17 protein-coding genes, 1 tRNA gene and 1 pseudogene are annotated in these 26,402 nt (G+C 39.2%); 1 reads left to right on the top strand and 18 read right to left on the bottom strand.

Going from position 1 to position 26,402, the window contains the following annotated elements:
- The 17 genes and pseudogenes from K6G87_RS02960 to K6G87_RS02880 all read right to left on the bottom strand — a co-directional run.
- Window positions 1-335 (bottom strand): annotated as a pseudogene (locus K6G87_RS02960) (UDP-N-acetylglucosamine pyrophosphorylase); the annotation flags it as partial.
- 28 nt (window positions 336-363) lie between these two features.
- Window positions 364-2,496: a DNA topoisomerase gene (locus tag K6G87_RS02955; RefSeq protein ID WP_296833671.1), complete on the bottom strand. Its 2,133-nt coding sequence runs from the start codon at window positions 2,494-2,496 to the stop codon at window positions 364-366.
- Window positions 2,497-2,587: 91 nt separating this feature from the next.
- Window positions 2,588-3,979 carry a hypothetical protein gene (locus tag K6G87_RS02950; protein WP_296833669.1) on the bottom strand — a complete coding sequence of 464 codons (1,392 nt, stop codon included), beginning with the start codon at window positions 3,977-3,979 and terminating at the stop codon, window positions 2,588-2,590.
- Between the two features lie 195 nt (window positions 3,980-4,174).
- On the bottom strand, window positions 4,175-5,260 hold the full coding sequence (gene asd, locus K6G87_RS02945) for an aspartate-semialdehyde dehydrogenase (protein WP_296833666.1): 1,086 nt from the start codon (window positions 5,258-5,260) through the stop codon (window positions 4,175-4,177).
- Between the two features lie 166 nt (window positions 5,261-5,426).
- A complete protein-coding gene (gene argH, locus K6G87_RS02940; protein WP_296833663.1) occupies window positions 5,427-6,806 on the bottom strand; it encodes an argininosuccinate lyase in 1,380 nt (459 codons plus the stop codon).
- Window positions 6,807-7,078: 272 nt separating this feature from the next.
- Window positions 7,079-7,151: transfer RNA gene (locus K6G87_RS02935), tRNA-Thr, on the bottom strand.
- A 218-nt stretch (window positions 7,152-7,369) separates the two neighbouring features.
- Complete coding sequence (locus K6G87_RS02930; protein WP_296833662.1) at window positions 7,370-8,398, bottom strand: mechanosensitive ion channel family protein; 1,029 nt, start codon at window positions 8,396-8,398, stop codon at window positions 7,370-7,372.
- A 24-nt stretch (window positions 8,399-8,422) separates the two neighbouring features.
- Window positions 8,423-11,032 (bottom strand): 1,4-alpha-glucan branching enzyme, encoded by a 2,610-nt coding sequence (gene glgB / locus K6G87_RS02925; protein WP_296833659.1) that lies wholly within the window; start codon window positions 11,030-11,032, stop codon window positions 8,423-8,425.
- A gap of 276 nt (window positions 11,033-11,308) precedes the next feature.
- On the bottom strand, window positions 11,309-12,391 hold the full coding sequence (locus tag K6G87_RS02920; RefSeq protein ID WP_296833656.1) for a glycosyltransferase: 1,083 nt from the start codon (window positions 12,389-12,391) through the stop codon (window positions 11,309-11,311).
- A 69-nt stretch (window positions 12,392-12,460) separates the two neighbouring features.
- Entirely contained in the window at window positions 12,461-13,960 is a 1,500-nt protein-coding gene (locus K6G87_RS02915; RefSeq protein WP_296833654.1) for a L,D-transpeptidase family protein, read from the bottom strand.
- 77 nt (window positions 13,961-14,037) lie between these two features.
- On the bottom strand, window positions 14,038-15,711 hold the full coding sequence (ilvB, locus tag K6G87_RS02910; protein ID WP_296833651.1) for a biosynthetic-type acetolactate synthase large subunit: 1,674 nt from the start codon (window positions 15,709-15,711) through the stop codon (window positions 14,038-14,040).
- A 122-nt stretch (window positions 15,712-15,833) separates the two neighbouring features.
- Complete coding sequence (gene ilvD, locus K6G87_RS02905; RefSeq protein ID WP_296833649.1) at window positions 15,834-17,507, bottom strand: dihydroxy-acid dehydratase; 1,674 nt, start codon at window positions 17,505-17,507, stop codon at window positions 15,834-15,836.
- 16 nt (window positions 17,508-17,523) lie between these two features.
- Complete coding sequence (locus K6G87_RS02900; protein WP_296833646.1) at window positions 17,524-19,119, bottom strand: glycosyltransferase family 39 protein; 1,596 nt, start codon at window positions 19,117-19,119, stop codon at window positions 17,524-17,526.
- A gap of 23 nt (window positions 19,120-19,142) precedes the next feature.
- Window positions 19,143-20,237, bottom strand: a complete 1,095-nt coding sequence (gene leuB, locus K6G87_RS02895) for a 3-isopropylmalate dehydrogenase (protein WP_296833644.1) — start codon at window positions 20,235-20,237, stop codon at window positions 19,143-19,145.
- Window positions 20,238-20,464: 227 nt separating this feature from the next.
- On the bottom strand, window positions 20,465-20,833 hold the full coding sequence (gene yajC / locus K6G87_RS02890) for a preprotein translocase subunit YajC (RefSeq protein WP_330669684.1): 369 nt from the start codon (window positions 20,831-20,833) through the stop codon (window positions 20,465-20,467).
- Between the two features lie 249 nt (window positions 20,834-21,082).
- Entirely contained in the window at window positions 21,083-22,264 is a 1,182-nt protein-coding gene (tgt, locus tag K6G87_RS02885) for a tRNA guanosine(34) transglycosylase Tgt (RefSeq protein ID WP_296833642.1), read from the bottom strand.
- 159 nt (window positions 22,265-22,423) lie between these two features.
- The gene (locus tag K6G87_RS02880; protein WP_296833640.1) at window positions 22,424-23,557 is read right to left on the bottom strand and encodes a M15 family metallopeptidase; all 1,134 of its coding nucleotides are present in this window, start codon (window positions 23,555-23,557) and stop codon (window positions 22,424-22,426) included.
- A gap of 329 nt (window positions 23,558-23,886) precedes the next feature.
- Here K6G87_RS02880 and aroC point away from each other — a divergent pair, with 329 nt between their 5' ends.
- The gene (gene aroC / locus K6G87_RS02875; RefSeq protein ID WP_296833638.1) at window positions 23,887-24,990 is read left to right on the top strand and encodes a chorismate synthase; all 1,104 of its coding nucleotides are present in this window, start codon (window positions 23,887-23,889) and stop codon (window positions 24,988-24,990) included.
- A gap of 197 nt (window positions 24,991-25,187) precedes the next feature.
- On the opposite strand, the gene K6G87_RS02870 is transcribed toward aroC, so the two are convergent.
- A complete protein-coding gene (locus K6G87_RS02870) occupies window positions 25,188-26,339 on the bottom strand; it encodes a lactonase family protein (RefSeq protein ID WP_296833636.1) in 1,152 nt (383 codons plus the stop codon).
- Window positions 26,340-26,402: the final 63 nt, after the last annotated feature.

The following is a 26,402-nucleotide window of genomic DNA, read 5'->3' as shown; positions in this document are numbered from 1 at the left end:
ACTACGTTCTTAAGCTCAGTAGAGTTACCTACTACAGCTCCCTTACCAACAATGGCATTGCCTCTAATGAAAGCGCACTGACGTACCTCAGCATCCTCATCGATAATGCAGTAATCTCCAAGATAAGCAGAATCGAATACTGTAGCACTCTTTGCTACCCATACGTGCTCGCCTCTTTGCTCGAACTTATCTTTAGGAAGCTTTGGTCCAAGCTCTGCTATAAAATCCTTGATCTTGGAAAGTACTTCCCAGGGATATGTAGCTCCTTCAAACAGATCTGCAGCTATGGTCTCATTAAGATCATACATGTTTTTAATAGTATAAGCTTCTAACATAATGACTCTCCTTTTATAATTTATATTCTTACTTTGACTTTGAAGAAGTCTTTGATGACTTTCTTGTCGTATTTTTTGATGAAGTCTTGGCTTCCGGATAATACTGGTCAATTGTTCTGAACCTTTGCATGAGCTGATTCTTATAATTGTTCTCTTTGACCTGATTAGTCCTTCTTGATACGAAATCATCAAGCTTATCCATATATTCTTTTTCAGAAATCTCGCCTTCAGAAACTCCAGTAAGTCCCTTTTCCCAAGAGGCTGTAAGAGCCGGATTTAGCATAGGCTTCATCGAGATGGCAACTGTTTCGTATACCATTTCGCCCAGCTGGGTCGGTGTTATTATCTGCGTTTTCTTATTAAGATTCAAGTATTTTATGGCAAAAAGCTTGGTAAGGATACCTGCTCTTGTAGCAGAGGTTCCTATTCCGCTTCCTTTTATCTGTGAACGAAGCTCTTCATCTTCTATGAACTGTCCGGCATTTTCCATAGTAAGGATCATGGTTCCGGAATTGTACCTTTTAGGAGGTGCTGTCTCGCCTTCCTTGACAGACATATCAGAAACCGGAATCTTGCTTCCCTTTCTGATCTTCTGAAGCTCTTCAAAGAAAGCCTCATCTGTCATCTGGTCTTCGTTATCAGAATTTCCTTCCTGATCACTTTCTTTATCCTTCTTTTTGAAAAAAGAATAATCCATTACATGAAGGTATCCCTTAGAAGATAAAACCTTAAAGTTGCTATAGAAGTGTTCTTTATAAGGAATCTGTCCTCCATCTGGTCCTTCTCTGGATTCACAAAGTGTAAGTTCAAGATCAAGACCAACCTTCTGATACTGAGCAGGCGGGAAGAAGATAGCCAGAAATCTTCTGACAATTATCTCATACACCTTCTGCGTTGTGGCAGAACAGCCCGAAAGAGCTGAAAGGCCCTGACCTGTAGGGATTATAGCATAGTGATCTGTTATTGCCTTATCATCACAGTATCTGGTCTTTGCTATTCCTTTATAGGATTCATGCTGCAGTATAGACTTTGCATAAACGCTCGCCTGTGGATAATTCTGAAGGCCTGATATATTCTTATTTATAACTTTGCATATAGCTGATGATAAAACTCTGGCATCTGTTCTTGGATAAGTTGTCAGCTTTTTTTCATACAGTTCCTGGGCTACAGCAAGTGTCTCATCAGGATTGATCTTAAAGAATCTTGAGCAGTCATTCTGAAGCTCAGCAAGGTTATAAAGAAGTGGAGCATTCTTGGTCTCCTTCTTCTTCTCAGCCTTTGAAACAGTAAGTTCAAGAGGACTTGCAGATTTTTTGCACAGGTCTATAAGGGCATCCGCATCCTCTTTTTTCTTAAAGCCTTTTTCTGAATACAGAAGAGGTGACTGATCATATTTACTTTCAGCCTGAACCTTCCACTCAGCATCAGGATTCCTGTCGCCTATCACAAGCGCAGCATTAACCTTGTAAAAAGAGGTCTTTACAAAGTTTCTGATCTCTCGCTCCCTGTCTACGACAATTCCAAGAACGCAGGTCATAACTCTTCCGACTGATACAACTCCCTTTTCTGCTCCAAGATATGTCTTGATATTATATCCGTATCTAAGAGTCAGAGCTCTTGAGAAGTTAATCCCCATCAGATAGTCTTCCTTGGCACGAAGATAGGCTGCAGAGCCAAGGTTATCGTATTCAGAGTCATCTTTGGCTTCTCTTATTCCCCTTATGATCTCTTCCTCAGTCTGGGAATCGATCCATACACGCTTTCTGACCTTACCTTTAACCCCGGCCTGACGATCAACAAGTCTGTAGATATACTCACCCTCTCGTCCCGAGTCAGTGCAGATATATATTGTGCTTACATCTTCACGGTTCAGAAGACCACTTACGATATTAAACTGTTTTCGAACTGACGGAATAACCTCATATTTAAATTCCTGAGGTATAAAAGGAAGCGTATCCATCTGCCACCTTTTATATTTCTCATCATATACTTCCGGATAACTCATAGTTACAAGATGTCCAACGCACCATGTGATTATGGAATTATCTGATTCCCAGTATCCGTCTGCTTTTCTGTACTTTTCGTTGTCAGCGTGTTCGAGCGCAGCTCCAAAAGCCTGAGCAACACTTGGTTTCTCCGCAATATAAACGCTTTTTGGCATTATAATCCTTATCCTTATCAGTTTATTTGAAAGAAAAAAGGTCATGCCCATGGACATGACCTTAAAAATTGCAGGTTAGGCAAATCCCTTATCAGGCATTTTTCTCAGCCTTGCTCTCTTTTTCTGATTCTTTCTTAGAAGCTTCTGCACGTTCTTTATCTCTTTTTTCTTTTCTCTTCTTAGCAAGTCTTTCTCTTTCTTCGTGCTTCTTTCTTGCTTCCTTCTCGACTTTGCTTCTCTCTTTAGAAAGCTCTCTTTCAGCTTCTTTTCTTTCCTTTTCAGCAAGCTTTTTTGCCTTCTTGGCAGCTTTTCTTTCAGGAGCTGTTCTCTTATCTTCTTCTCTCTGTGCTGCCTTTTCAGCTCTTCTCTTTTCAAGCTCTTCTTTCTTCTGAGCTGCTGTCTTAGGTACAAATCTTTCAATAGCTGTTTCGCTTGTGATGTAGTTCTTTAACTTTGTTATGTTCTCATAAGCTCCATCAAAACGAATCTCTTTATTATTGTTGTCATTAAAGTATGTAAGAGCAAGTCCGCTTCCGTTCTTGCCAATAAGCTCGTAATCAACCATATCCTTCTCATCTACAACTTCACCAAAGCTGAAGATCTTGTGGATACCGAAACGGTTCTTATTAACGATAAGTCTAAGACTAAGTCTCTCCTGAAGAAGGTATGCTGCAAGTATAGCAAGTACAGAAATAAGGAAAGGAATACCTGCTGTACGTGAAAATACCTCATTAAGATCATTATGAATTCTGTCATAATAAAGGCCATCAAGACAGAATGCTGCATAAAGAACAAGGATCTTGCAAACTGTAAAGAGCTTGTAGTTCTTGTCTGAAAGTTTAACTTCAAAACGTGACTCTGTCTCGTTCTCAACATGATCAGAATATGGATCCTTAACATCCTCAATAACAGCTTCAGGATGATTCTTCTGTGCTCTTGCAACAAGATAAAGGAATACTGCTACCCATACAACATTTGCAAGCACAAGGCCAGCGATAGCCTTAGGGCTGAAATGTCCTGCAAATCCGTACCATACAAAAGCTACAAATATAGTCATAGGAAGAAGCTGGATAATACCGTCTATAACTCTTAATACTACGCTGTTCTCAAAATAAGGTATATAGCTCATAGCTACATATGAATCATCAACCTTGGTATAGTACCATGGATTAATGAATCTCCAGAAAACAAACCATATAATACCGCATAATATAAGCATCCATACGTTAGAAGATACGGAATACTCTGCTTCATTAGATGCATGCCACCAGATATAATGGATCATCGGTACTGCTGCTGTCATAAGTGAAAGATTAAAAGAAATTGCATTTGCAAGGCCATGAATTTTAAGTAACTTGCCAAATGCCAATCTGACTACAATAGTAATAAGTCCAATAAGGGCTATATCCCATACACTGAATGTATTGCCTGAAAAGGGCAATTCTGCAACCAGAGCTGCAATCAAGATCTGTAAAGTAATCATTATAAGATTCCTCCCAATAGAATAAGCGTCAGTGGACATAGTTAAAATGTCGACACCAACGCTTATTATAAAACAAATCCTCATAGATTTCTATAACAAGATTCATTTAAATTATTGAATTATTTTTCACAAAATAAAGTCTTCTGTTAATACTTCATTTTAGTAATAAATAAACTCATAATTCATGCAAAAATATTATTTTGCCTGGATATATCCAAGAGCCTTCATAAGCTCAGCGCACTCTACAGCGCCGCCTGCAGCTCCTCTAAGTGTATTGTGAGAAAGACCTACGAACTTCCAGTCATATACTGTATCCTTACGAAGTCTTCCGATTGAAACACCCATTCCGCCTTCGTAGTTAACATCAAGTGATACCTGAGGACGATTGTCATCTTCAAGATACTGGATGAACTGCTTAGGAGCTGATGGAAGTCCAAGTTCCTGAGGCTTGCCTGTGAAGGATACAAGCTTCTCGATAAGTTCTTCCTTAGTAGCTTCCTTCTTAAATCTTACAAAAGCTGCTGCTGTGTGACCATAAAGAACAGGAACACGGATACACTGTGTTGTGATTACAGGGCTTTCAGCAGGAACAATAACACCATTTTCGATATGACCGAAGATTCTAAGAGGCTCAAGCTCTGACTTCTCTTCTTCACCTGAGATGAATGGGATGATATTACCTACCATTTCAGGCCACTCCTTGAAGTTCTTACCTGCACCTGAAATAGCCTGATATGTTGTAGCAACTACTTCATAAGGGCCATACTCTTTCCATGCAGCAAGAGCAGGTGTATAGCTCTGAATTGAGCAGTTAGGCTTAACAGCGATGAAACCTCTTGTAGTTCCAAGACGCTTCTTCTGATATTCAATAACATCACTGTGCTGTGGATTGATCTCCGGAACGATCATAGGAACATCAGGTGTCCAACGATGAGCTGAATTGTTGGAAATAACAGGAGTCTCTGTCTTAGCATACTCTTCTTCTATTGCTTTGATCTCATCCTTGCTCATGTTAACAGCTGACAGAACGAAATCAACATCTGATGCTACACCCTCAACATCTGTTACATCCTTAATAATAAGGTTCTTAACAGCTTCCGGCATTGGAATATCCATCTTCCATCTATCTCCAACGCTCTCTTCATAGGTCTTACCTGCACTTCTTGGGCTGGCAGCCACTGTCTTAACTTCAAACCAAGGATGATCTGCAAGAATAGAGATGAATCTCTGACCAACCATACCTGTTGCACCAAGGACTGCTACTTTCAACTTTTCACTCATAATATTGCTCCTCTTCGAACTTTTACGCACTTTATACTTTAGCGCGTTAATTTGCTGTTTATTATAATCTTATTTTTTCTCTGTGAAAAGAGATAAATTATACATTTTTTGCTTTAAAAAGATCACTTTCATATGTCATTTGATCAAATGGTCAAAAAATGTCTGCTTATTTTTCGTTTAAAAACGCTTCATTTGCTGCAATTACTTTTTGCATAGCCGCAATACCAGGGGCTCCTATTGTAAGCCTCTTCTCTACACAGGTCTTAAGTGAGATCGCATCATATATGTCATTATCGAAGTGCGGATCGAATTTCTTAAGGGTATCAATATCAAGATCGTCGATGGCACAGTCGTTCTCAATACAGTGAAGAACGATCTGTCCGATCACAGAATGTGCATCTCTGAATGGAACTCCCTTAACAACAAGATAATCTGCTGCATCTGTTGCATTGGTAAAGCCTTTCATAGCACTCTTTTCCATAACGTCCTTATTGAACTTTAAAGTTCTGAGCATATCTGTAAAGAGAATCAGGCAGTTTAGGGCATTATCCATAGAATCAAAGGCCACCTCTTTGTCTTCCTGCATATCCTTATTATATGCAAGAGGAATTCCCTTCATTGTTGTAAATAGACTCATCATATCACCATAGATCCTGCCTGTCTTACCACGTACAAGCTCAGCGATATCAGGATTCTTCTTCTGTGGCATAATGCTGCTGCCTGTAGAATAGGCATCATCTATTGTCACGAACTGGTACTCGTTGGAATTCCAGATGATAACTTCCTCTGCAAATCTTGAAAGGTGCATCTGCATTATGGAAAGAGCTGACATGAACTCAAGAAGATAGTCTCTGTCAGAAACAGAATCCATACTGTTTAAAGTCGGGCCTTCAAAACCAAGGAGTTTTGCTGTATATTCTCTGTCGAGCTCATAGGTTGTACCAGCAAGCGCTCCAGCTCCAAGAGGACAATAGTTCATTCTCTTATAAATATCCTTCATACGAAGGGCGTCACGCTTGAACATTTCAAAATATGCACCAAGGTGATGGGCAAGTGTAAGAGGCTGTGCCTTCTGAAGGTGTGTAAAGCCTGGCATGTAGGTATCAATATGCTCTTTTTGAAGATCAAGCAAAGTTCCGAGCATATCATAGATAAGTTCCTCAGTTTCCTTGACCTTATCTCTTGTATATAGTCTCATATCAAGCGCAACCTGGTCATTACGGCTTCTTCCTGTATGCATCTTCTTGCCTGCATCACCTATTCGGTCAATGAGATTAGCTTCGATAAAGCTGTGAACATCCTCATATTCAGTGGTGATCACAAGCTTACCGCTTTCCACATCTGCCATGATAGAGTCAAGACCCTTAAAAATAGCATCTTTATCTTCATTTGTGATGATTCCCTTTTTAGCAAGCATTTCCACATGAGCTCTGGAGCCTCTTACATCTACCTCCAGAAGTCTTTTATCGAATGTTATAGATGCATTAAAATCCCATGCAAGCTGGTCTGTTTTGCCTTTAAAACGGCCGCCCCAAAGTTGTGCCATATGAATTCCTCCTGTATATTTATACATGTTATGAATGCTACTTTATCACATCAATTATGGCAATGCAAGTTTAAAATGTATATTTTTAAATATTTTATGCATTTTTATTCGTGCGAAATTCATTTTTTCATCTGTTTTCTTATTTCCGCCGCATGAAAGGCTTCTTATTTATCATCTGCCATGTTTACTATTTTAATACAATCATACTTTGTAATTTTATAATGTAGGTGTAAAAAATACCAGTCACATCCAAAAGATGCAACTGGTACCCAAGCTGGAAAAGGGACTCGAACCCTCGACCTACTGATTACGAATCAGTTGCGCTACCAACTGCGCCATTCCAGCAACTTATATATTTGTGATACGCATAAATTCAGCGAACCAACAAAAATCATTATACTAGCAGGATTATTCTTTTTCAAGACTGGATTTACGCTAAGCGCATTAGCTTTCCAGGCACCCATATTCTCTCTACAAATGAGTTTTGCTCAAAAGCTTCGAATTCATTAGCGATAGCAAATATCGCAAGCGCCACAGAATTCGACAGCTTATTATAACCTCATTCAATCCTTTTTCATGTGCACATCAACCTGATTGAAAGGAATTTCTATTCCGGCCTGATCAAGTGCCTTCTTAGCTCTTTCATTAAGATCCCATTTTGATGCCAGATAGTCATAGGACTTAACCCAGCTTCTTAACTGGAGTTCAACACTGCTGTCCTTAAAATCATTAACAACAACCATCATTTCACGATCTTTAAGTATATACTTACTTGAATTCATAGCCTCTTCAAGTACGCTTCTTGCTTTATCAATGCTTTCGTTATAGGATATGCCAACATATACCTGAAGAAGTCTTACTTTATTACCTGTTGCATTGGTAAGTGATGTATTAGAAAGCTCACCGTTAGGTATTATGATTACTCTGTTATCAGGTGTTATAAGCTTTGTAGTAAATAAGGATATCTCCTTGACCGTACCTTCATGCTTGTGAGTATCTTCAATGATATAGTCTCCAAGTCTGAATGGCTTTACAAGAAGTATCATTACGCCACCGGCAAGATTAGAAAGAGTTCCCTGAACAGCAAGACCTATAGCAACACCTGCTGATCCTAGAAGAGCAACTACACTTGCAGAATCAAATCCAAGCGAAGTAGCTATCATTACTATAACAAGGAATTTAAGTCCTACTTCAAAGAATTTGCAAACAAAGTGGATGATGCTTTCATCAGACTTTGCTCTTTCCATAGACTTACGGACAGCCTTAACTACTACATTTATAATCTTCCAGCAGATTATAAGAGCAATTAATGCAAATGCCAGTTTTATTCCTAAAGATAGCAGCTTATCCGGTAGCTCATTCCAAAACTTTTCAATAGCATTAGGATCTACGTCTGTTCCCGAAATCATAGCAAGGGTTTCAGCAGCCTGTTCGGTTGTCTGTGAAACCATTTCCTCCTCGCTGCTCACAGCTTCTAATGATGCAGCAGATGATGCGGTAGAAGCCAAAACAGTATTTTTAATCACAGAAGGAACTGCACCCTGATAAAGTGCAGTCCCTATAAGATTATTAAACAAATTACTAATTAACATATAAAAATATTTCCTCTAAAACTATCAGGTCTTATCTTTACCTGTATTATCCCCTGAAGACTTTTTCTTTGTAGTCTTTGATTTTGAAGAAGAAGCCTTACTAGTTGTAGCTTTTTTAGTTGTTGTCTTCTTTTTAGTAGTCTTCTTTACTTCTTTTCCTTCAGGGAACTTTGTAATGGTACTCTTCTTTGAAGAAGCCTTTGAAGGTTTCTTTGTAGTCCTTACACCATCAGTTGTCTCTGAAAGCTTTTCAATAGCAGCATCTGAAACTATGGCAAAGATTCTTTCTTCTTCGATCTTGTCATACTTTTCTTCGATTGCCTTCTGCTGCTGCGCAAGCTCTTTTTCATATTTTTCTTTAAGCTCAGCAAGCATCTTGGCTTCTTCCTTCTCATGCTTACTAAGAAGCATTGAACGGCTCTTCTCCTGCTCTTCGAGCTTCTTCTCGTGAGCTTCTTCTCTTATCTTTCTGATTTTCTTTTCCTTATCAGTATAAGGAATATAGGTAAATACAGCAAGAGATAGAGGAGCAAGCTTTACAGGTACACTATATCTGCGACCATCAGCTTCAAAGAGCTCTGCTTCTATTTTTCTGTCATTAATTATGCCGCTTCCGCCAAAGTCTCTGCAATCTGTGTTAAAGATTTCTTCATAACGTCCATCATGGTTAACACCAACTCTGAACTCTCTTTCAACACCAGCCATGTTCATGACAACAAGAAGTTCTTCCTCATCCTTGCTGCTCTTTCTGACAAATGCAAGCATACACTGATCAGCTGCCATTGAGTTGATCCACTCAAAACCGTCTGTAACATCATCAAGTTCATAAAGTGCAGGATGATCAAAATACATCATGTTAAGCTTATATATAAAGTTCTCCATCTGAAGACCACGCTCCATGGACACAGCATTTCTGCCATGATAGAGCATCTTTTTACCAGGATGGACCATCATATATGCAAGTGTAAGTCTTACGTTAGCTTCCTTCTGATCATCATCTCCCGGCATCATCTCCTTAAGCATAGGATATCCGCCAACGTCTTCATGTGACAGAGCAAGGATGAATTTCTCTGTATATGAATACATCATAGAGAAAGTAAGCTCATTATGATGCTGACCTCTGAACAAAGGATCATACTTCATATATTCAAGGCAGTCATGTGACCAGCCATTATTCCACTTATAGTCAAATCCAAGTCCGCCCTCTTCAACTGTATCAGTAAGATGAGGCCAGCAAGCTGTTTCTTTGGTGATAAGAAGGATTCCCTGATCAAGCTGATTGATCTTCTGTGTAAGTTCACGCATAAACTCCACAGCCTCAAGGTTCTCATAGCCGCCATAGATATTAGGTGTCCATTCGCCCGGCTTTCTGTCATAGTCAAGATAGAGTACCTTGGATATATCTGTTATGCGTAAACCATCTATATGAAAATTCTTCAAAAGGTATAAAGCATTAGCATATAGGAAATTGGTTACCTGCTTGCGTCCATAGTCGAATATAAGACGCTGTGTTCCAGGCTGTATGCCCTTACCCGGATCTTCATATTCATACAGAGCATGACCATCAAAATATGAAAGACCATAATCTCTCTTAGGAAAATAAGTTGCTGTCCAGTCAAGGATAACGCGAATACCTTCATTGTGGCATGCATCAATAAATCCCATGAAATCTGAAGCTGAGCCATATTCTCCTTTAATAGCGTAGAAGCTGTTAACATCAAATTTGTGAACTTCATCGTGCTCACATACAGGAAGAAGCTCAATTGCATTAAAGCCATTAGCTTTAACATAATGGATCACACGCTGTGCAAGAGCTGCATAGGTTACTTCTTCATTATCTTCAAAAGCAGTCTGAGCAAATCCATCAAGAGAAAGCTCACTTATTGAAAGAGCGCTTCCTGCCTTATCATAACTCTTTCGCTGGGTCATCCATGCCTTATCATTCCACTTATAGGATGCAGGTGCTGCTACAACTGATACCTCACCCTTATAGTCTTTAGTCCTTGTTCCGTAAGGATCAGGACGAAGGAAAATCTCTCCGCCTCTTGTCTTACATTCAAACTGGTACTCCTGACCTTCAACAACATCAGGAATAAAGAGTTCATATATACCACAATCATCAACTCTGCGCATCTGATGTATACGGCCATCCCAGTTGTTAAAATCACCGATAACAGATACTCTTGCTGAATCAGGTGCCCATACAGCAAAGTTAACACCTTCTACTCCGTCACGTGTCATAAAATGAGCACCAAGCTTCTCATAAATGGTGTCATGCATTCCGCTTGAGAACTTGATACAGTCTTCTCTTGTAATGACGGGTTCATAAATATATGGATCATGTGATACATATTCCTTACCGCTTTGATCCACCAATATGTAGTGATAAGAGAAATTAGCCTTATATGGCAGAAGTGCTGCATAGAATCCAGCATCATCCTCAAGGTCCATTTTGTAGGTCTTGCCATCAGAAGATACAACCTTTATCTCTGCATAATCAGGACGAAATGTCTGGATCAGTATCTGATTACCAACCTTATGTGCTCCAAGAATTCTGTGCGGATCATGTCCGTCTGAATAGATGATCTCTTCAATCTCCGGCCAGTTCATCAACTTATAAAGTCTGTTGCTCACGTGGGTCCCTCCGTTTCAACTTCTTTAATTTTTGGTGCTGAATGTAACTTTATGACCCTTTTCAGGATAAGAGAAATATTATATAAGACTCCCCACACCCTCTTTGGGTCTGGAGCAAAAACATGAAATCATGTAAGCTCCGTAGAAAAACCTTTACTAATTCGAAACATCTGATTTGGTACATGTTTAAAAGTACATGGATGTACTTTCTATGTATTGTACCACATAACTTAGCATCTTGCACTTACTGCTTTAACATCCCTGCATCTGTATTTTTTATCCGTATACTTTTTCTTTAGCCACATAATAACTAAGGAAAAACAATACAAAGTCAACCGGCACTTTTATAAGTACTTCTTCTGACCATGGAAGGAGCATATGAATGATCGTAACAGCCGTAGCACTTAAAATAGCCTGCACTATAACAAGCAGTACCCATTTACGCAGCGTTTTTATAGAATCTTTCTTACTTCTAAATACAAGTCTTAAATTGAGTCTGTAATTGACAAAAGCAGATACCGTTCTTGCAAGTCCGGTTGCGATAGGAATATACATAGCCGTATCATCAAGGATCCTTACATTATTGAACATACCCTTAAGCATCTGAAACAAAAACAGATCGACTATGGTAGCAATTATCGAAGTAAAGATATAAGACACAAAGGTCAGATAAATAGGTATGTTGTCCTTGATAGTACGGTATTTATATACGTTTCTTCTCTTTTCATATTCCGTACATAATTGTACTTCTCTTACTCCAACCTGGAATTTCTTGCAGCTTGTGATCATCTTGGTGTCAAATTCATAACCCTCACCCCAGATAGTCATCAGCTTTTTCATGTATGAAATTGGTATACCTTTTAAAACGCACTGCGGATCATGTATCTCTATTCCAACAAGATATTTAAAAGATAGCTGAAGGACCTTATATCCCGTTACAGCTTTGCCGGTATAATCCCTGGCACCCTCAAGAACTCTTCGTCCCATGATCAGCTTACTCTGATCATCAATAAGGCTGTCAACAACCTTCCTTATATCTTCAGATTTAAAACTTCCGTTACAATCTGTCGTAACGCATCCGATCGCATCCTTATAATGGCATAGGATATAATTAAATCCTGTTTTTATCGCACGTCCCTTGCCAAGATTGACACTATGGTGCACAACTTTACATCCATATTCATTGCTGATCTGGTCAAAAATGCGCGCAAATTCAGCTCCGCTTCCATCGTCTACAACAACGATCTGGCGAAGCTTCATGCTATCAAGTTCTCTGATTAGTCTTAAAAGGCTGTTGTCCGGTCTGTAGGCCGGTATAAGAATAGGAATACGTGAGTATTCCTCTGTTGAACTTCCCATAATCACTCCCGATAAGCGAAAATAATATATTTATTGTAACACCCTTTCGCTTACCCCATTTATATATGCTCAGTATATCACAACAGGGGTACCAACTTCGACATATCCGTAAAGCTCCTCAGCCTTATCGGACGGAAGATTTATGCATCCGTGTGACCCTGAATCAGTATATATATCTCCTCCAAACTCATCGCGCCAGCTGGCATCATGTATTCCGACGCCCTTATATACAGGCATCCAGAACTTTACAAATGACACATAGCCCCTTCCCCTTAAATACCTGTTTTTGGCCTTGCCATAGACATAGTATACACCTGTTGGTGTATCTCTTCCCAGTTTCACATTGCCTGTTACTATATCGCAGTCAAGCACAAGCTCGCCGTCCTTGTAATAGTAAAGGTGCTGATCATCAATACTTATTTCCACATATGTATCTCCAATATCATCAGTTCCCTGCTCTGCTGCAAGCTGCTCATAAAAAGGCTCATGAGTTTCTTTAGTTCCGCTTAATATAGAACTTATAAGATATTCAAATTCCTTGTCATTATCTATTTTATTGCCATAGGTACCGCCATTAACTTTTATAGTATCTCCATCATTTGAAATAAATGATCTGGCAGCACCAACTGTATCGTACTGACCGCACAGCTCCTGCATGCTCTCATACAAAGCTGATTCGCTAAGTATAAGATTGCCTGCATAGTCGACTATGAATCCATTTTCTATAGAATAACTTTTGGGAAAAGATACTTCCTCTCCTCCGGAAATAAATTCGCCACTTCCCGGTTCACTTTTCCTTGTCTTTTGTGATGACATATCCTCAAGCTGTTCTTCAGTCACAATAGCATCACTGATAAAAGAGCCATCAAACTCTATCTCCTGACTTCCAAACTTATAGACAATTCCTGTATCCTGGAGCTTACTTATCTTTTCATAAGTTTTCTTTACAGACTCCATCTTGTCAGTAAGTTCAAGATCCTTATAGCAGGAATCAAAGTTTTCAAGATCAAGTTCTCCCACGCCGCTTCTTACAGCAATATCAACCTGCTTTAAGATCTCATCATAGACAGGTACATCATCCATAGTATCTATTAGCTGATAACCTTCATATGCCACGTTTACTATTTCTATAGTTCTGTCTTCTTCTTTGAGATCAAATAAAGGCCAGAGTGAAACTGCCTTTTCAAGAGCATCTTCATCATAAGTTATTTCAGGGACCATGGTAAGTTCCTTGCCACTAATCGTATTTACGATCCAGGATACGACATTCTGACGATCAAATGCAGTTTGAAGAGATGCTGTAAAGTCAGCTTTAACTCCAATATCCTCTGCATTTATTTCATATTTCTTGCCTTCCTTGTCTTTAACAGTAAGATCAGCTGTCTCATATTCTTCATTAAGAAGTTCTGCTGCCTGACTAACACTAAGTCCTGTTATATAATGTCCTCTTGCCCATGTCCCAAAAACAAAATGGTCGTGATAATAGACTGCCAGCGCCATATACGCCAAAGCCGTCATTATCACGATCACTATAAATATACCACTAAGCCATTTAATAATTGTTTTCATATACTCATGATACCACAATTATAAAAATTTGCTTGTATTTTTTTAAATATCGCTTCAATATTAACGCAATACTATTTTTATTCTTCTACATCACTTGCATCAAAAACTTCTGTAAGAGGCTTTCCTGCAGGAACCATAGGATATACCTTATCATCCTTTTCAATTACCATATCGATGACAACAGGTCCCTTGGTATTTATTGCTTCCTTAAGAGCTGCTGCAACCTCTGACTTCTTGGTAACACGGATAGCCTTACATCCAAGTCCTTCTGCGACCTTGCAATAATCAACCTTATCAGTAAGAACTGTCTGCGAATAACGCTGTCCATAGAATAGATTCTGCCACTGACGTACCATTCCAAGTACTTCGTTATTAACGATTATCTCAATGATAGGAATATTGTATCTGCTTGCAGTTGCAAGTTCATTCATGTTCATTCTGAAGCATCCGTCGCCTGCAACATTGACACAGATCTTATCAGGATTGCCCATCTGCGCACCTATTACAGCGCCAAGACCATATCCCATGGTTCCAAGGCCGCCGCTTGAAAGGAAGGTCCTTGGATTTCTGTACTTATAATACTGAGCTGCCCACATCTGATGCTGGCCTACGTCTGTTGTGATTATTGCATTGCCTTTTGTGATCTTATCAAGTTCTTCTATAACATAAGGACATGTAAGTTTACTCTTATCATAAGAGAGCGGGAACTCTTTTTCCATCTCTTTGATCTCAGAGATCCACTCATCATGCTTCATAGGGCTAATAACCTTAAGAAGATCAGTAAGGATTTCTTTAAGGTCTCCTACTATAGATGCATCTGTCTTGATGTTCTTATTAATTTCTGCTGCATCAATATCAAACTGAACGATCCTTGCACCCTTGGCAAAAGCTTTGGGATTACCAATAACACGATCAGAAAATCTTGCACCACAGGTAAGAAGAAGGTCGCACTTACTAACTCCATAATTGGATGTCTTGGTTCCATGCATACCTATCATTCCGGTATAGAGCTCATCTGTACCATCAAATGCGCCCTTACCCATAAGAGTATCACATACTGGAGCCTGAATAGTCTTAGCAAGCTTTCTGACTTCCTTGTAAGCTCCTGAAATAACTGCGCCGCCGCCCACATAGATAAAAGGTCTCTTAGACTTTGCTATCATTGCAGCAACTTTCTCTATTTCTTCCTTGGTATATTTCTTCTTCTCTTTAGGATCAGAAATCTGAGCCGGTGTATAATCGCATTTTGCAGCTGTAACATCCTTTGTGATATCAACTACAACAGGTCCGGGACGTCCGGATCTTGCAATCTCAAATGCTCTCCTTAAAGTGTCAGCAAGATTCTTAACATCCTTTACAATGAATCCATGCTTGGTAATAGGCATTGTAATACCATTAATATCAACTTCCTGGAAAGAATCCTTACCAAGTGCAGGAAGATTAACATTACATGTGATAGCGACCATAGGGACACTATCCATATATGCTGTAGCTATACCTGTAACAAGGTTTGTTGATCCGGGGCCTGATGTTGCCATGCAGACACCTACTTTACCTGTTGATCTTGCATATCCATCAGCAGCATGTGCAGCACCCTGCTCATGGCTTGTAAGGATATGATTGAATTCATCTGAATGCTTATAAAGCTCGTCGTAAATATTAAGAATCGTTCCGCCCGGGTATCCGAATATTGTATCAACGCCCTGCTCCTTCAGACATTTAAGAACGATTTCTGCACCATTTAAGACCATTATAATGTACTCCTTATAGCAAAATATGTATGTAATAAATATAATTTTAATACTTTTAATATAGATGCAAAGACATGGCGTACATAAAAGTATGTACGCTCTCATGTCTTATGACTCTTATATCAGTCTATATCCGGAACCTTAAGGATAGCTCCTGTGTTACCACTTGTTACAAGCTTTTGATAACGTGCAAGATAGCCATCTGTGATCTTAGGTTTTCTTGGCTTCCAGGCTGCTTTTCTTCTAGCAAGCTCTTCATCAGATACTTTCATGTTAAGAGAGTTATTGTTGATATCAATTGAGATTATATCTCCTTCTTCTACAAGAGCGATAGGTCCGCCTACTGCTGCTTCCGGTGATACATGTCCAATTGATGCTCCACGGCTTGCTCCTGAGAATCTTCCATCTGTGATAAGCGCAACAGTTGAGCCAAGGCCCATACCAGCAATAGCAGATGTAGGATTGAGCATCTCTCTCATTCCAGGTCCGCCCTTAGGTCCTTCATATCTGATAACTACTACGTCACCATCTACGATCTTGCCGCCAAGAATTGCAGATATTGCATCTTCTTCGCAGTCGAATACTCGTGCAGGTCCTTCATGAACCATCATTTCAGGAGCAACTGCTGATCTCTTAACGATTCCTGTATCAGGTGCAAGATTTCCTTTAAGTACAGCAATACCACCATTTGGAAGATAAGGATTCTCGATAGGTCTTATAACTTCAGGATTAAGATTCTCAACGCCCTCAAGGTTCTCTGCAACTGTCTTACCTGTACATGTGATAAGGTCTGTATGAAGAAGATTCTTCTTGGTAAGTTCCTTCATAACAGCATATACACCGCCTGCTTCGTTAAGGTCTTCCATATATGTAGGACCTGCAGGTGCAAGGTGACACAGGTTAGGAGTTCTGTCTGAGATCTCATTAGCATATTCCATATCGATCTCAACACCAGCTTCATGAGCAATCGCAGGAATATGAAGCATTGTATTAGTAGAGCATCCAAGTGCCATATCCATTGCAAGTGCATTCTCGAATGCAGCCTTAGTCATGATATCTCTTGGCTTAATATCTTTGTCCAAAAGCTCCATGATCTTGTATCCGGCCTTCTTGGCAAGACGGATTCTTGCAGAATATACTGCAGGAATAGTTCCGTTACCTCTAAGTCCCATTCCGATAGCTTCGGTTACACAGTTCATTGAGTTAGCTGTGTACATACCAGAACAGCTTCCGCATGTAGGACAAACCTTCTCTTCATATTCAAGAAGCTTTTCATTACTGATCTTGCCGGCAGTAACCTCACCAACTGCTTCGAACATGGAAGAAAGTGATCTCTTACGTCCGTCAACATGTCCGGCAAGCATAGGTCCGCCTGAAACAAAGATTGTAGGAATATTGCAACGTGCTGCAGCCATCAAAAGGCCAGGTACGTTCTTATCACAGTTAGGGATCATTACCATAGCATCAAAGCCATGAGCCTTACACAGACACTCTGTAGAGTCTGCTATAAGATCTCTTGTAACAAGAGAATACTTCATTCCGATGTGTCCCATTGCAATACCATCGCATACAGCGATCGCAGGAACTACTACAGGCATACCACCAGCTTCTGCTACACCGAGCTTGACAGCTTCAGCAATTCTCTGAAGTTCCATGTGTCCCGGAATGATATCACTTTGTGAACATACAATACCAATAAGTGGCTTTCTGCGTTCCTCTTCTGTAAAGCCAAGTGCATTAAACAAACTTCTGTGAGGTGCCTGCTGCAATCCTCTTAAAACTCTGTCACTGTTCATAGTCTTCTCTCCTGTTCTATTTTGTAAAAATAATGTAACTGCCATTCTCGTATGACCTGTGCATGCTTTTAACATTATCAGACAAGGCCACACCTGCATCATTGTACGTATCTCTTCTTATCAGAAGATAATCCGCATTATCTATATCATCTGAAGCTTCAATATCATACAGAAAATCAATCAGGTATTCCTGCATAGTGTCAGTAACTACAGGCTCATCATATTCCCTAGGGTCTACCATGATAAGTGCCTGATAAGTCTCATCTATCTCTTTATCATATGGGGCAAAAAAGGTTTTACCAAATACTCCCATAAAGAAATATACTATAGATGTTATAAGCGGCAGCCAGTAAGCAATGTGCGGAATATTCAATCTCTTTATTGTAAAAATAAAATTATTGATCACAAAACTCACAGCTATCGCCATTATAGCTCCCATGAACATATATGATTCATAGGAAGGTACTTCTTTAAAAAAAATAAGTAAAAACGGCATCCATAGCATCTGTCCCAGGATTATAAGTCTTATGCAGGTTCTGCTCTCCTCAAAGTACAGAATGCATCCTGCGATCATGACAAATATGGAAACAAAACATATCAGCATGAGAACATAAGCAAATCCAGGTGTAAAACTCTCTGAGAAATCATATATGAAATGATACCATCTCATAAAATAAGTAGAACCTTCCGGCCTTATCATTCCAAAAGAATTTTTGATGATGCCAATTCCTTCAAGGAAAGCTCTGACAGGATCTTTAGATACTATCTGAATCCTTGAAAGGCCTTCAAATCCGCCATCACTTAAAAGCTTTGAAGCTCCGCTTCCAAGTATATTAATTGTATAAAGTACAATTGCAATAAAAAATGCAACAACTTCACAGATCAGGATATTGAACAGCTGCTTAAAATATATGTTGTTGCCAACTGTGCCGCTTACTCTCCTGGTCCTTAAGCCATTGACAAGAAGATAAAAAAGAACCGCAACACACATAGGAATGATCCAGTTAACATTCCATAAGCAGATATAAAGGGCGCAAACAAAAATGATAACCAGATAAATATACTGGATATTACTAAAACTTTCAGTAAGTGTAAGCCTGCTAAAAAGATATACTGATAACAGGAATAATGTTACTGATAATGTATATCCTCTGCCCTGAATATTTAAAACATTTACAAGCTCAAATCCGCTATATGTAACAATAGTTGCAAAAGCAATCCAATGTGTAAAATATCTTTTTGACAATCTGTACAAAAGGATAAGATTCGCCGATGCTGCTATACAGGATATTCCTCGCATTGCTGCAAATTTGGGAAGTCCCATAAGATTTAGAAGCGAAGCAAGGAAGTTATATCCTATATGATTGCCCTCTGCTGACCAGTTGGTTGCTGTATATATAGGCCCCTTTCCTATAAAGTAAAAATAATCGTGGATCTCTTCATAGGAAGGAGTTATATAGAACATTCTCCAGAAATAATACAGGGACATTGCAAGTACAACAAGTACAACTGCTATATCCTGAGGATCTTCAGAAATATGCAGATGCGGAGGCTTATAATGGATCCTTGAAATTACCATTCCTCTGTCAGATTTCTTTTCCTTTTTAATCATCCCGTCAATTCACTAACCATCTACTATTTGATCTGTGAAGCGATGATATCTCCCATCTTAGAGCAGGAACATATCATATCGCTACTTGTTTCTGCGTTTTTAAGATCGCCTGTTCTATAGCCTTTTTGCAAAATCTCTTTAACCGCATTCTCTATAGAGTCTGCTTCCTTATCAAGGCTGAAAGTATAACGAAGCATCATAGCCGCAGATAAAATAGTAGCTATCGGATTAGCTATATCCTTTCCCGCTATATCAGGTGCTGAGCCGCCGCTAGGCTCATATAAGCCAAAGCTTGTCTCATTAAGTGATGCTGAAGGAAGCATTCCTATAGAACCTGTTATCATGCTGGCTTCATCAGAAAGGATATCTCCAAACATGTTCTCTGTAAGAACCACATCAAACTGTGCAGGATCCTTTACAAGCTGCATAGCGCAGTTATCAACAAGCATAAATGAAAGCTCTACTTCAGGATAATCTTCTGCGACTTTGGTTACAACCTTTCTCCAAAGTCTTGAAGAGTCAAGTACATTGGCCTTATCGACGCATGTAACCTTCTTCCTTCTCTTCATTGCAACATCAAATGCCCTGATAGCAATTCGTTTAATTTCTTTTTCTGAATAAACAAGTGTATCTGTTGCAACTTCCTGTCCGTCAATCTCTTCTGTCTTTCTGTCTCCGAAATACAGACCGCCTGTAAGCTCACGCATGATCATAAGATCAAAGCCCTTCTCGCTTATTGAAGTCTTAAGCGGACATGCATCCTTAAGCTCAGGATACAGATATGCAGGTCTTAAATTTGCAAAAAGACCCAGTGCCTTACGTATACCAAGAAGTCCTGCTTCAGGTCTCTTCTCTGGCGGAAGTTTATACCATGGTGATGTAGAAGTGTTGCCACCTATGGAACCCATAAGTACAGCATCGGAAGATTTGGCAGTATCTATAGTCTCCTGTGTAAGAGGAACTCCGTACTTGTCAATTGAACATCCTCCCATAAGTACATCTGTAAAGATCATTTCGTGTCCATATACTTTGGCTACGCTTTCAAGAACCTTCTTAGCCTCAGCAACAATCTCCGGTCCTATCCCATCACCGGGAATACATGTAATGTTCAGCTTCAATGTTATCTCCCCTTTCAGTTTTCGCAAAAGTTAAGTATCATCTTAGCTTAAAAAAATTCAAAGTACAAGGTGCAAAATTAATGTATCAGACATGACAACATTAATATTGCACCTATAAACACGATTAAAAATCATCTTCATTAAATTGTATCATATATTATCATTAAGGTGTACAACCATAAAAAAAGATGACAGGAAAGTTATACTTTCTCGCCATCCTTTTATTATCAGTCTTTTTTCTTCTTGTCGGCCTTAGTCTCTACAGGCTTAACTGCATCTTCAGGCTTCTCGATCTCAACGATTGCTTCCTTAACCATAGGAATACGACAGTTCTTGTTGTTACCAAACTCAACGATTACCATGTTGTCATGGATATCAATGATTGTTCCAACAAATCCGCCTGTTGTACGAACGCTATCACCAACAGCAAGAGCTGACATCATAGCTGCCTTCTCTTTCTCCTGCTTACGCTGTGGTCTGATCATAATGAAATACATAAATACGAACATTACAACCAGAATAACAAGATAATAGCTCATTCCTGCAGTTGTATTATCTACAGCAGTAGCAGCCATTGTAAATAAATCTGAATACATTTGGTTTTCCTCCGGATCCCTCTTTAATTCTTTTTAAAAGCTTTCAAAAAAGCTACCTTTAAATGATACACAATAAAAAGTCCACTTACAAGTGCGTTTTTATTAAAAATTTCTAATTAAAAATCGTCTAAATTAACAAATATGAAGATAATCTTATTTTCTCTATATCTATGCCATTTACATCTTTAAAGATAATCATATTTTCTTATATCTGTACTATTTACATCTTTACAGCACATTTTTTCATCATCACCCCTTGCGCCAGTTCTTTGCAATATCACTTCCGGGAGCTGTTGAAAGTTCTTCATATTCTCTAAAGCCATCAAGTGTCTGTTTCTTATAAGCAGCAAAATTGCCATTATCAAGGGCATTCCTTATTTCTTCCATCATATTGTTATAGAAATAAAGATTATGAAGTACGCAAAGTCTCATGCCAAGCATCTCACCAGCTTTAAGGAGATGACGTATATATCCTCTTGAATAGCGTCTGCAGGCAGGACACTGACATTCTTCTTCGATAGGATGAGAATCAAGCTCAAAACGTGCATTAAGAAGATTGAGCTTACCCTTCTTGGTATATACGTGTCCGTGACGTCCGTTTCTACTTGGATATACGCAGTCAAAAAAGTCTATTCCTCTTTCTACGCCTTCAAGGATATTGGCCGGTGTTCCAACTCCCATGAGATATGTAGGCTTTTCCTTAGGAAGATAAGGAACTACCTGTTCGAGAACATGGTACATTTCATCATGTGTTTCGCCAACAGCAAGGCCTCCTACAGCATATCCGTCAAGGTCCATCTCACTTATGCGCTTTGCATGCTCTATTCTGATATCATCAAAGATCGCACCCTGATTTATACCAAAGAGCATCTGATGAGGATTAACTGTATCAGGAAGTGAATTGAGTCTGTCCATTTCCTTCTTGCATCTTTCAAGCCATCTTGTAGTCCTGTCAACAGACATCTGTACATATTCATGATCTGCTCTTGCAGATGGACACTCATCAAAAGCCATGGCTATTGTACTTCCAAGGTGAGACTGTATTCTCATACTCTCTTCAGGTCCCATAAAAAGCTTATGACCATCTATGTGAGAATGGAAGTATACGCCCTCTTCCTTGATACGTCTTGTCTTTGCAAGGGAGAAAACCTGGAAGCCGCCTGAATCTGTAAGTATAGGTTTATTGCATGACATAAATTTATGAAGGCCGCCCATACGATATACATTATCATCGCCGGGTCTAAGATGAAGATGATAGGTATTGCACAATACTACCTGATTCTTGATGCCCTCAAGATCTTCAGTAGAAACAGCTCCCTTAATAGCTGCAACAGTTGCAACATTCATAAACACAGGAGTCTGAATAGTACCGTGAACTGTCTGAAATTCACCTCTTTTAGCCCTGCCTTCTGTTTTTAATAATTTGTACATAGAACCTCTTTTCATAACATAGTCTTATAAACAGAAAAATATAGGGACATGTAGCACATGCCCCTATCCATAATATACCATATATTCTTTATTTTTCAATTAAACTCACAATAAAAGCGCTAACTATAAGTATATTTACTCTTTGATCATCTGTATTTATCAGTATATATACTCGTCCCAGAACTCTTCAAGGCATATGCCTTCTTCAAACATAACTGCTGCTGCAGATGTTCCGACATATCTTATATGCCATGGCTCATACTCGATTCCTGTTATCTCTTCTTTACCTTTAAGATAACGTACTACAAAACCGTATTTGTATGAATTCTGACTAAGCCACTGTCCGGCAGGTGTATCACCAAATCCCTCGTCCAAAGAGCAGTATCCGTCAGTTATGATATCAAGAGCAAGTCCTATCTCATGTTCTGATGATCCGGGAATAGTTACTGCCTGTGATGCAAGCGCATATGACTCCATGTAGTCATATCCCTGCTCCAGATAATAGTCAACCTTCCTTCCAAAGAGCATCTCCTGACGGTTGTTGGATCTGTATGGAGAACATATTATAAGTGTTACTCCATCAGCAGCTGCCGCTTCTATCATCTGCTTAAGAGGAGATATTATCCTCTTATCACAAAGCTTACCACCGCTTGATATCTGAGCAGTCTCAAATACATAATTATCAGGTATTGGATGCTGCTTGTTAACAAGCATAAGCTTCCAGTCATCTGCTGAGAACTGTTCGCTACCTGCCTGAGTCTTGTCGGCATCCTCCATCTGAGTAGTATCTTCTTCGTCAGAAGCACTAAGGATCTCAGAAATACTTATCTGATCACTTTCAGAAACCTTTCCAAGAAGCTCGCCGTTACCATCATAAACAGCTTCTTCTGAAAAGTCTGCATCTTCAAGTTCATCACTTTTCGGAACATCCTGATCACTTATGCTTATAGTCTCTGTATCTTTTACATTTTTCTTTTCCACTTCAGCAGCAATATAAGTAGTACCATAGTCATCCTCTTGACGGATGCTTTCTGATACAAAGCTTACATCCATTGGTAAAACCGGATATGAAAAACTGCTGGAAGACACAAAGAATAAAAGAACACATGCAATACTAAGAATTCGCTTTCTATTATCATAAACAGCACTACCCAATGCCGTTACGAAGACTACTATTGCAACAGCGATGACACCGAACAAATAGAACTTCCTATTCTTTTTTACGAATTTCCCTATTCGCCGAACTGCTTTCTCCCGAAACGTCGGCTCAAATGAAACATCTTTGTTTTTCATTGCACCTAAGCTTGGCTCCCCCTGCATTCTCGGTATATCATAAAGCTATTATACTACATTTTGAGTATTTTTGAACACTTTTTACAAATTTGATAGTAGTTTTTTTAGCAACATGCATCCAACTGTGCAAAAATACTTCAAATATTTTTATTATTATACACCCTGAAAGATATAATTTGGATTAAAAATTTTAGTTATCATCCTTGTTGCAACGCCTCATATTTATTCATATATTATTATAAACAGCCTTTCTGCATTATTGAATTTATGCTTTAATAATGTATAATGAATTCAGTTTTATCAGAAAATATCTGTAAGGGGGACATATAATGTCTGGATCAACATATGGTAATCACCTGAAAATCACAACCTGGGGAGAGTCACACGGCCCTGCTCTTGGCGTCGTCATAGATGGTTTTCCTGCAGGAATGGAACTTAGTGAGGCAGATATCCAGGAATATCTGGACAGAAGAAAGCCAGGAACCTCTTCAGTTACAACTCCCCGAAAGGAAGATGATAAAGTCGAGATCTTATCAGGTGTTTTTGAAGGAAGAACGACAGGCACTCCTATCTCACTTATGATAAGAAATACTTCTCAAAAGTCTGCAGATTACAGTCAGATAGCATCTTATTACAGACCCGGTCATGCAGATTTTGGCTTTGATCAAAAATACGGTTTTAGAGATTACAGAGGAGGCGGACGCTCATCAGGACGCGAGACCATTGGCCGAGTTGCTGCAGGAGCGCTTTGCTCAAAGCTCCTAAAACAGATGGGCATCACATTAACTGCCTATACAAAGTCCATAGGGCCTGTAAGCATAGACCCTGAAAGATTTGATTCTTCAATCATCAAAGATAATCCGGTATGCATGCCAGATGCTGATGCTGCAGCCAAGGCTTATGACTATATACAAGAGTGCAGAAAAGAACTCGACTCTGTGGGCGGCGTTATTGAATGCAAAATAGACGGCGTACCTGCAGGTATTGGCGATCCTGTTTTTGACAAGCTTGATGCCTCCATGGCCAAGGCTCTTATGTCAATTGGTGCTGTAAAGGCTGTTGAAGTCGGTGACGGTGTCCTTGTATCAAAATATAAAGGCTCTGAAGACAACGACGGCTTCACATCTAAAGACGGAAAGATCACAACTACAACCAACCACTCAGGTGGTATCATCGGCGGAATCAGTAATGGTTCTCAAATCATTCTTCGCTGCCACGTAAAGCCTACTCCTTCCATATCCAAGGAGCAGTCTACTGTGAAGCAGGATGGAAGCCCTATAGATATAGTAATAGGTGGAAGACACGACCCTGTTGTTGTACCGCGCGCTGTTGTAGTAGTTGAATGCATGGCCGCAATAACACTTCTTGATGCAATGATCTCCAACATGGCATCAAGAGCAGACTATATCACAGATTTCTATAAGAACATATGATTTAACACGTCACTAGAGATTATTTACAAGAATTAAGTCACAAGATGATATTTTAAAAGAATCAGTTCGAAAGTTGATATTTTAAAAGAATCAGTTCGCAAGATGATATTTTAAAAGAATTACATTACAAGATAATATCAAAACAGCCCGATGAGCTATAAATACTCATCGGGCCATTATATTTTAGTATATAAGGATCATTCTGCTATCTTATGGAATACGATGCAGTTAGGCTGATCTACACTTATCTCCGGTCCATTCATAACAATGATTCCCTGAGCCATGTTAACTGTAAAGAAAGTCATTGTATTGGACTCATGGTTAAGAGATACAAGATGCTTATTGTCAGGGAACAAAGCTGCATCCTTAGGATACTCTCCTGAAATAGGAAGTCCAAGAATCTTCTTGAGCTTACCTGTTCTCTTATCTGCTCTGTATATATCTACAAAGTTCTCTCCCATGTTAGAAGATACAAGATAGTTATAATCAAGTGAGAACATAAGCGCACTACTTGCAATACCCTGAATATCAGGCTCATCTATTGTAGATATAGACTGTATTCTTTCAAAATCAGGAATATCATGATCATCTACTCTGTAATGATATACGTCTATAGAATTCTTCTGTTCTGTAAGAACATAAATGAATTCACCATTTTCTGAGAACTTTATATGTCTTGGTGCAGACTCCTGATCGCAGTGGATAACGTCAGCATTTTCAAGACGGCCTGTTTCATGATTGAGCTTATAGACATTGATCCTGTCCATTCCAAGATCACAGGCACACAGGAACTTATTGTCCTTGGTCATTCGAACGCACTGAACATGAGGACGATGGTTACGTCCTGCTGCAGAACCAAGTCCCTTCTGGTAGATCTCTTCTGTGATCTCACCTATACTTCCGTCTTCAAGAAGTCTTAATACAGTGATCTTACCATCATGGTATCCGGCACAGAAAAGGAATTTATCTTCATAGTCTGTAGAAAGATAACATCCTCTCATTCCGTTGATAGAAGCTTCATTGATAAGACTAAGAGAACCGTCCTTCTTAATGTCATAAGCTTCAACACCAAAATCGGTAATGGAATAAAGGTGCTTCTTATTTCTGGATTCGGTTACATAAGAAGAGTTTGTGATCTTGATCTTACTCTTCTCAGTCATACGGCCATTCTTGACATCTACATCATAAACACGAATGCCGAACTTATCACCTGTTCCATTTGTATAGCTTGATACGTAAGCTACATATTTACCTTCTGCAGCATCCTTTTTAGGAGCTGTTTCAACTTTTTTAGTTGATTCTTCTGAGGTAGCTTCGTTAACCTCTTCATTTGTAATTGTTTCTGTCATATTGATGTCCTCCATAAATATGGATATAAAATCTAACCCCATTTTAACACAGTTATAGGCGGC

It is taken from the genome of Butyrivibrio sp., assembly GCF_024699075.1.
Note: the sequence above shows the minus strand (reverse complement) of the source record. Positions and strands in the feature narration are given on the sequence as shown.

What these genes read in the sequence shown, in the direction of transcription:
- K6G87_RS02955 (WP_296833671.1), bottom strand. Translation starts at nt 2,496, where the DNA reads ATGCCAAAAAGCGTTTATATTGCGGAGAAACCAAGTGTTGCTCAGGCT.
- K6G87_RS02950 (WP_296833669.1), bottom strand. Translation starts at nt 3,979, where the DNA reads ATGATTACTTTACAGATCTTGATTGCAGCTCTGGTTGCAGAATTGCCC.
- asd (WP_296833666.1), bottom strand. Translation starts at nt 5,260, where the DNA reads ATGAGTGAAAAGTTGAAAGTAGCAGTCCTTGGTGCAACAGGTATGGTT.
- argH (WP_296833663.1), bottom strand. Translation starts at nt 6,806, where the DNA reads ATGGCACAACTTTGGGGCGGCCGTTTTAAAGGCAAAACAGACCAGCTT.
- K6G87_RS02930 (WP_296833662.1), bottom strand. Translation starts at nt 8,398, where the DNA reads ATGTTAATTAGTAATTTGTTTAATAATCTTATAGGGACTGCACTTTAT.
- K6G87_RS02920 (WP_296833656.1), bottom strand. Translation starts at nt 12,391, where the DNA reads ATGGGAAGTTCAACAGAGGAATACTCACGTATTCCTATTCTTATACCG.
- K6G87_RS02915 (WP_296833654.1), bottom strand. Translation starts at nt 13,960, where the DNA reads ATGAAAACAATTATTAAATGGCTTAGTGGTATATTTATAGTGATCGTG.
- ilvB (WP_296833651.1), bottom strand. Translation starts at nt 15,711, where the DNA reads ATGGTCTTAAATGGTGCAGAAATCGTTCTTAAATGTCTGAAGGAGCAG.
- ilvD (WP_296833649.1), bottom strand. Translation starts at nt 17,507, where the DNA reads ATGAACAGTGACAGAGTTTTAAGAGGATTGCAGCAGGCACCTCACAGA.
- K6G87_RS02900 (WP_296833646.1), bottom strand. Translation starts at nt 19,119, where the DNA reads ATGATTAAAAAGGAAAAGAAATCTGACAGAGGAATGGTAATTTCAAGG.
- yajC (WP_330669684.1), bottom strand. Translation starts at nt 20,833, where the DNA reads ATGTATTCAGATTTATTTACAATGGCTGCTACTGCTGTAGATAATACA.
- tgt (WP_296833642.1), bottom strand. Translation starts at nt 22,264, where the DNA reads ATGTACAAATTATTAAAAACAGAAGGCAGGGCTAAAAGAGGTGAATTT.
- K6G87_RS02880 (WP_296833640.1), bottom strand. Translation starts at nt 23,557, where the DNA reads ATGAAAAACAAAGATGTTTCATTTGAGCCGACGTTTCGGGAGAAAGCA.
- aroC (WP_296833638.1), top strand. Translation starts at nt 23,887, where the DNA reads ATGTCTGGATCAACATATGGTAATCACCTGAAAATCACAACCTGGGGA.
- K6G87_RS02870 (WP_296833636.1), bottom strand. Translation starts at nt 26,339, where the DNA reads ATGACAGAAACAATTACAAATGAAGAGGTTAACGAAGCTACCTCAGAA.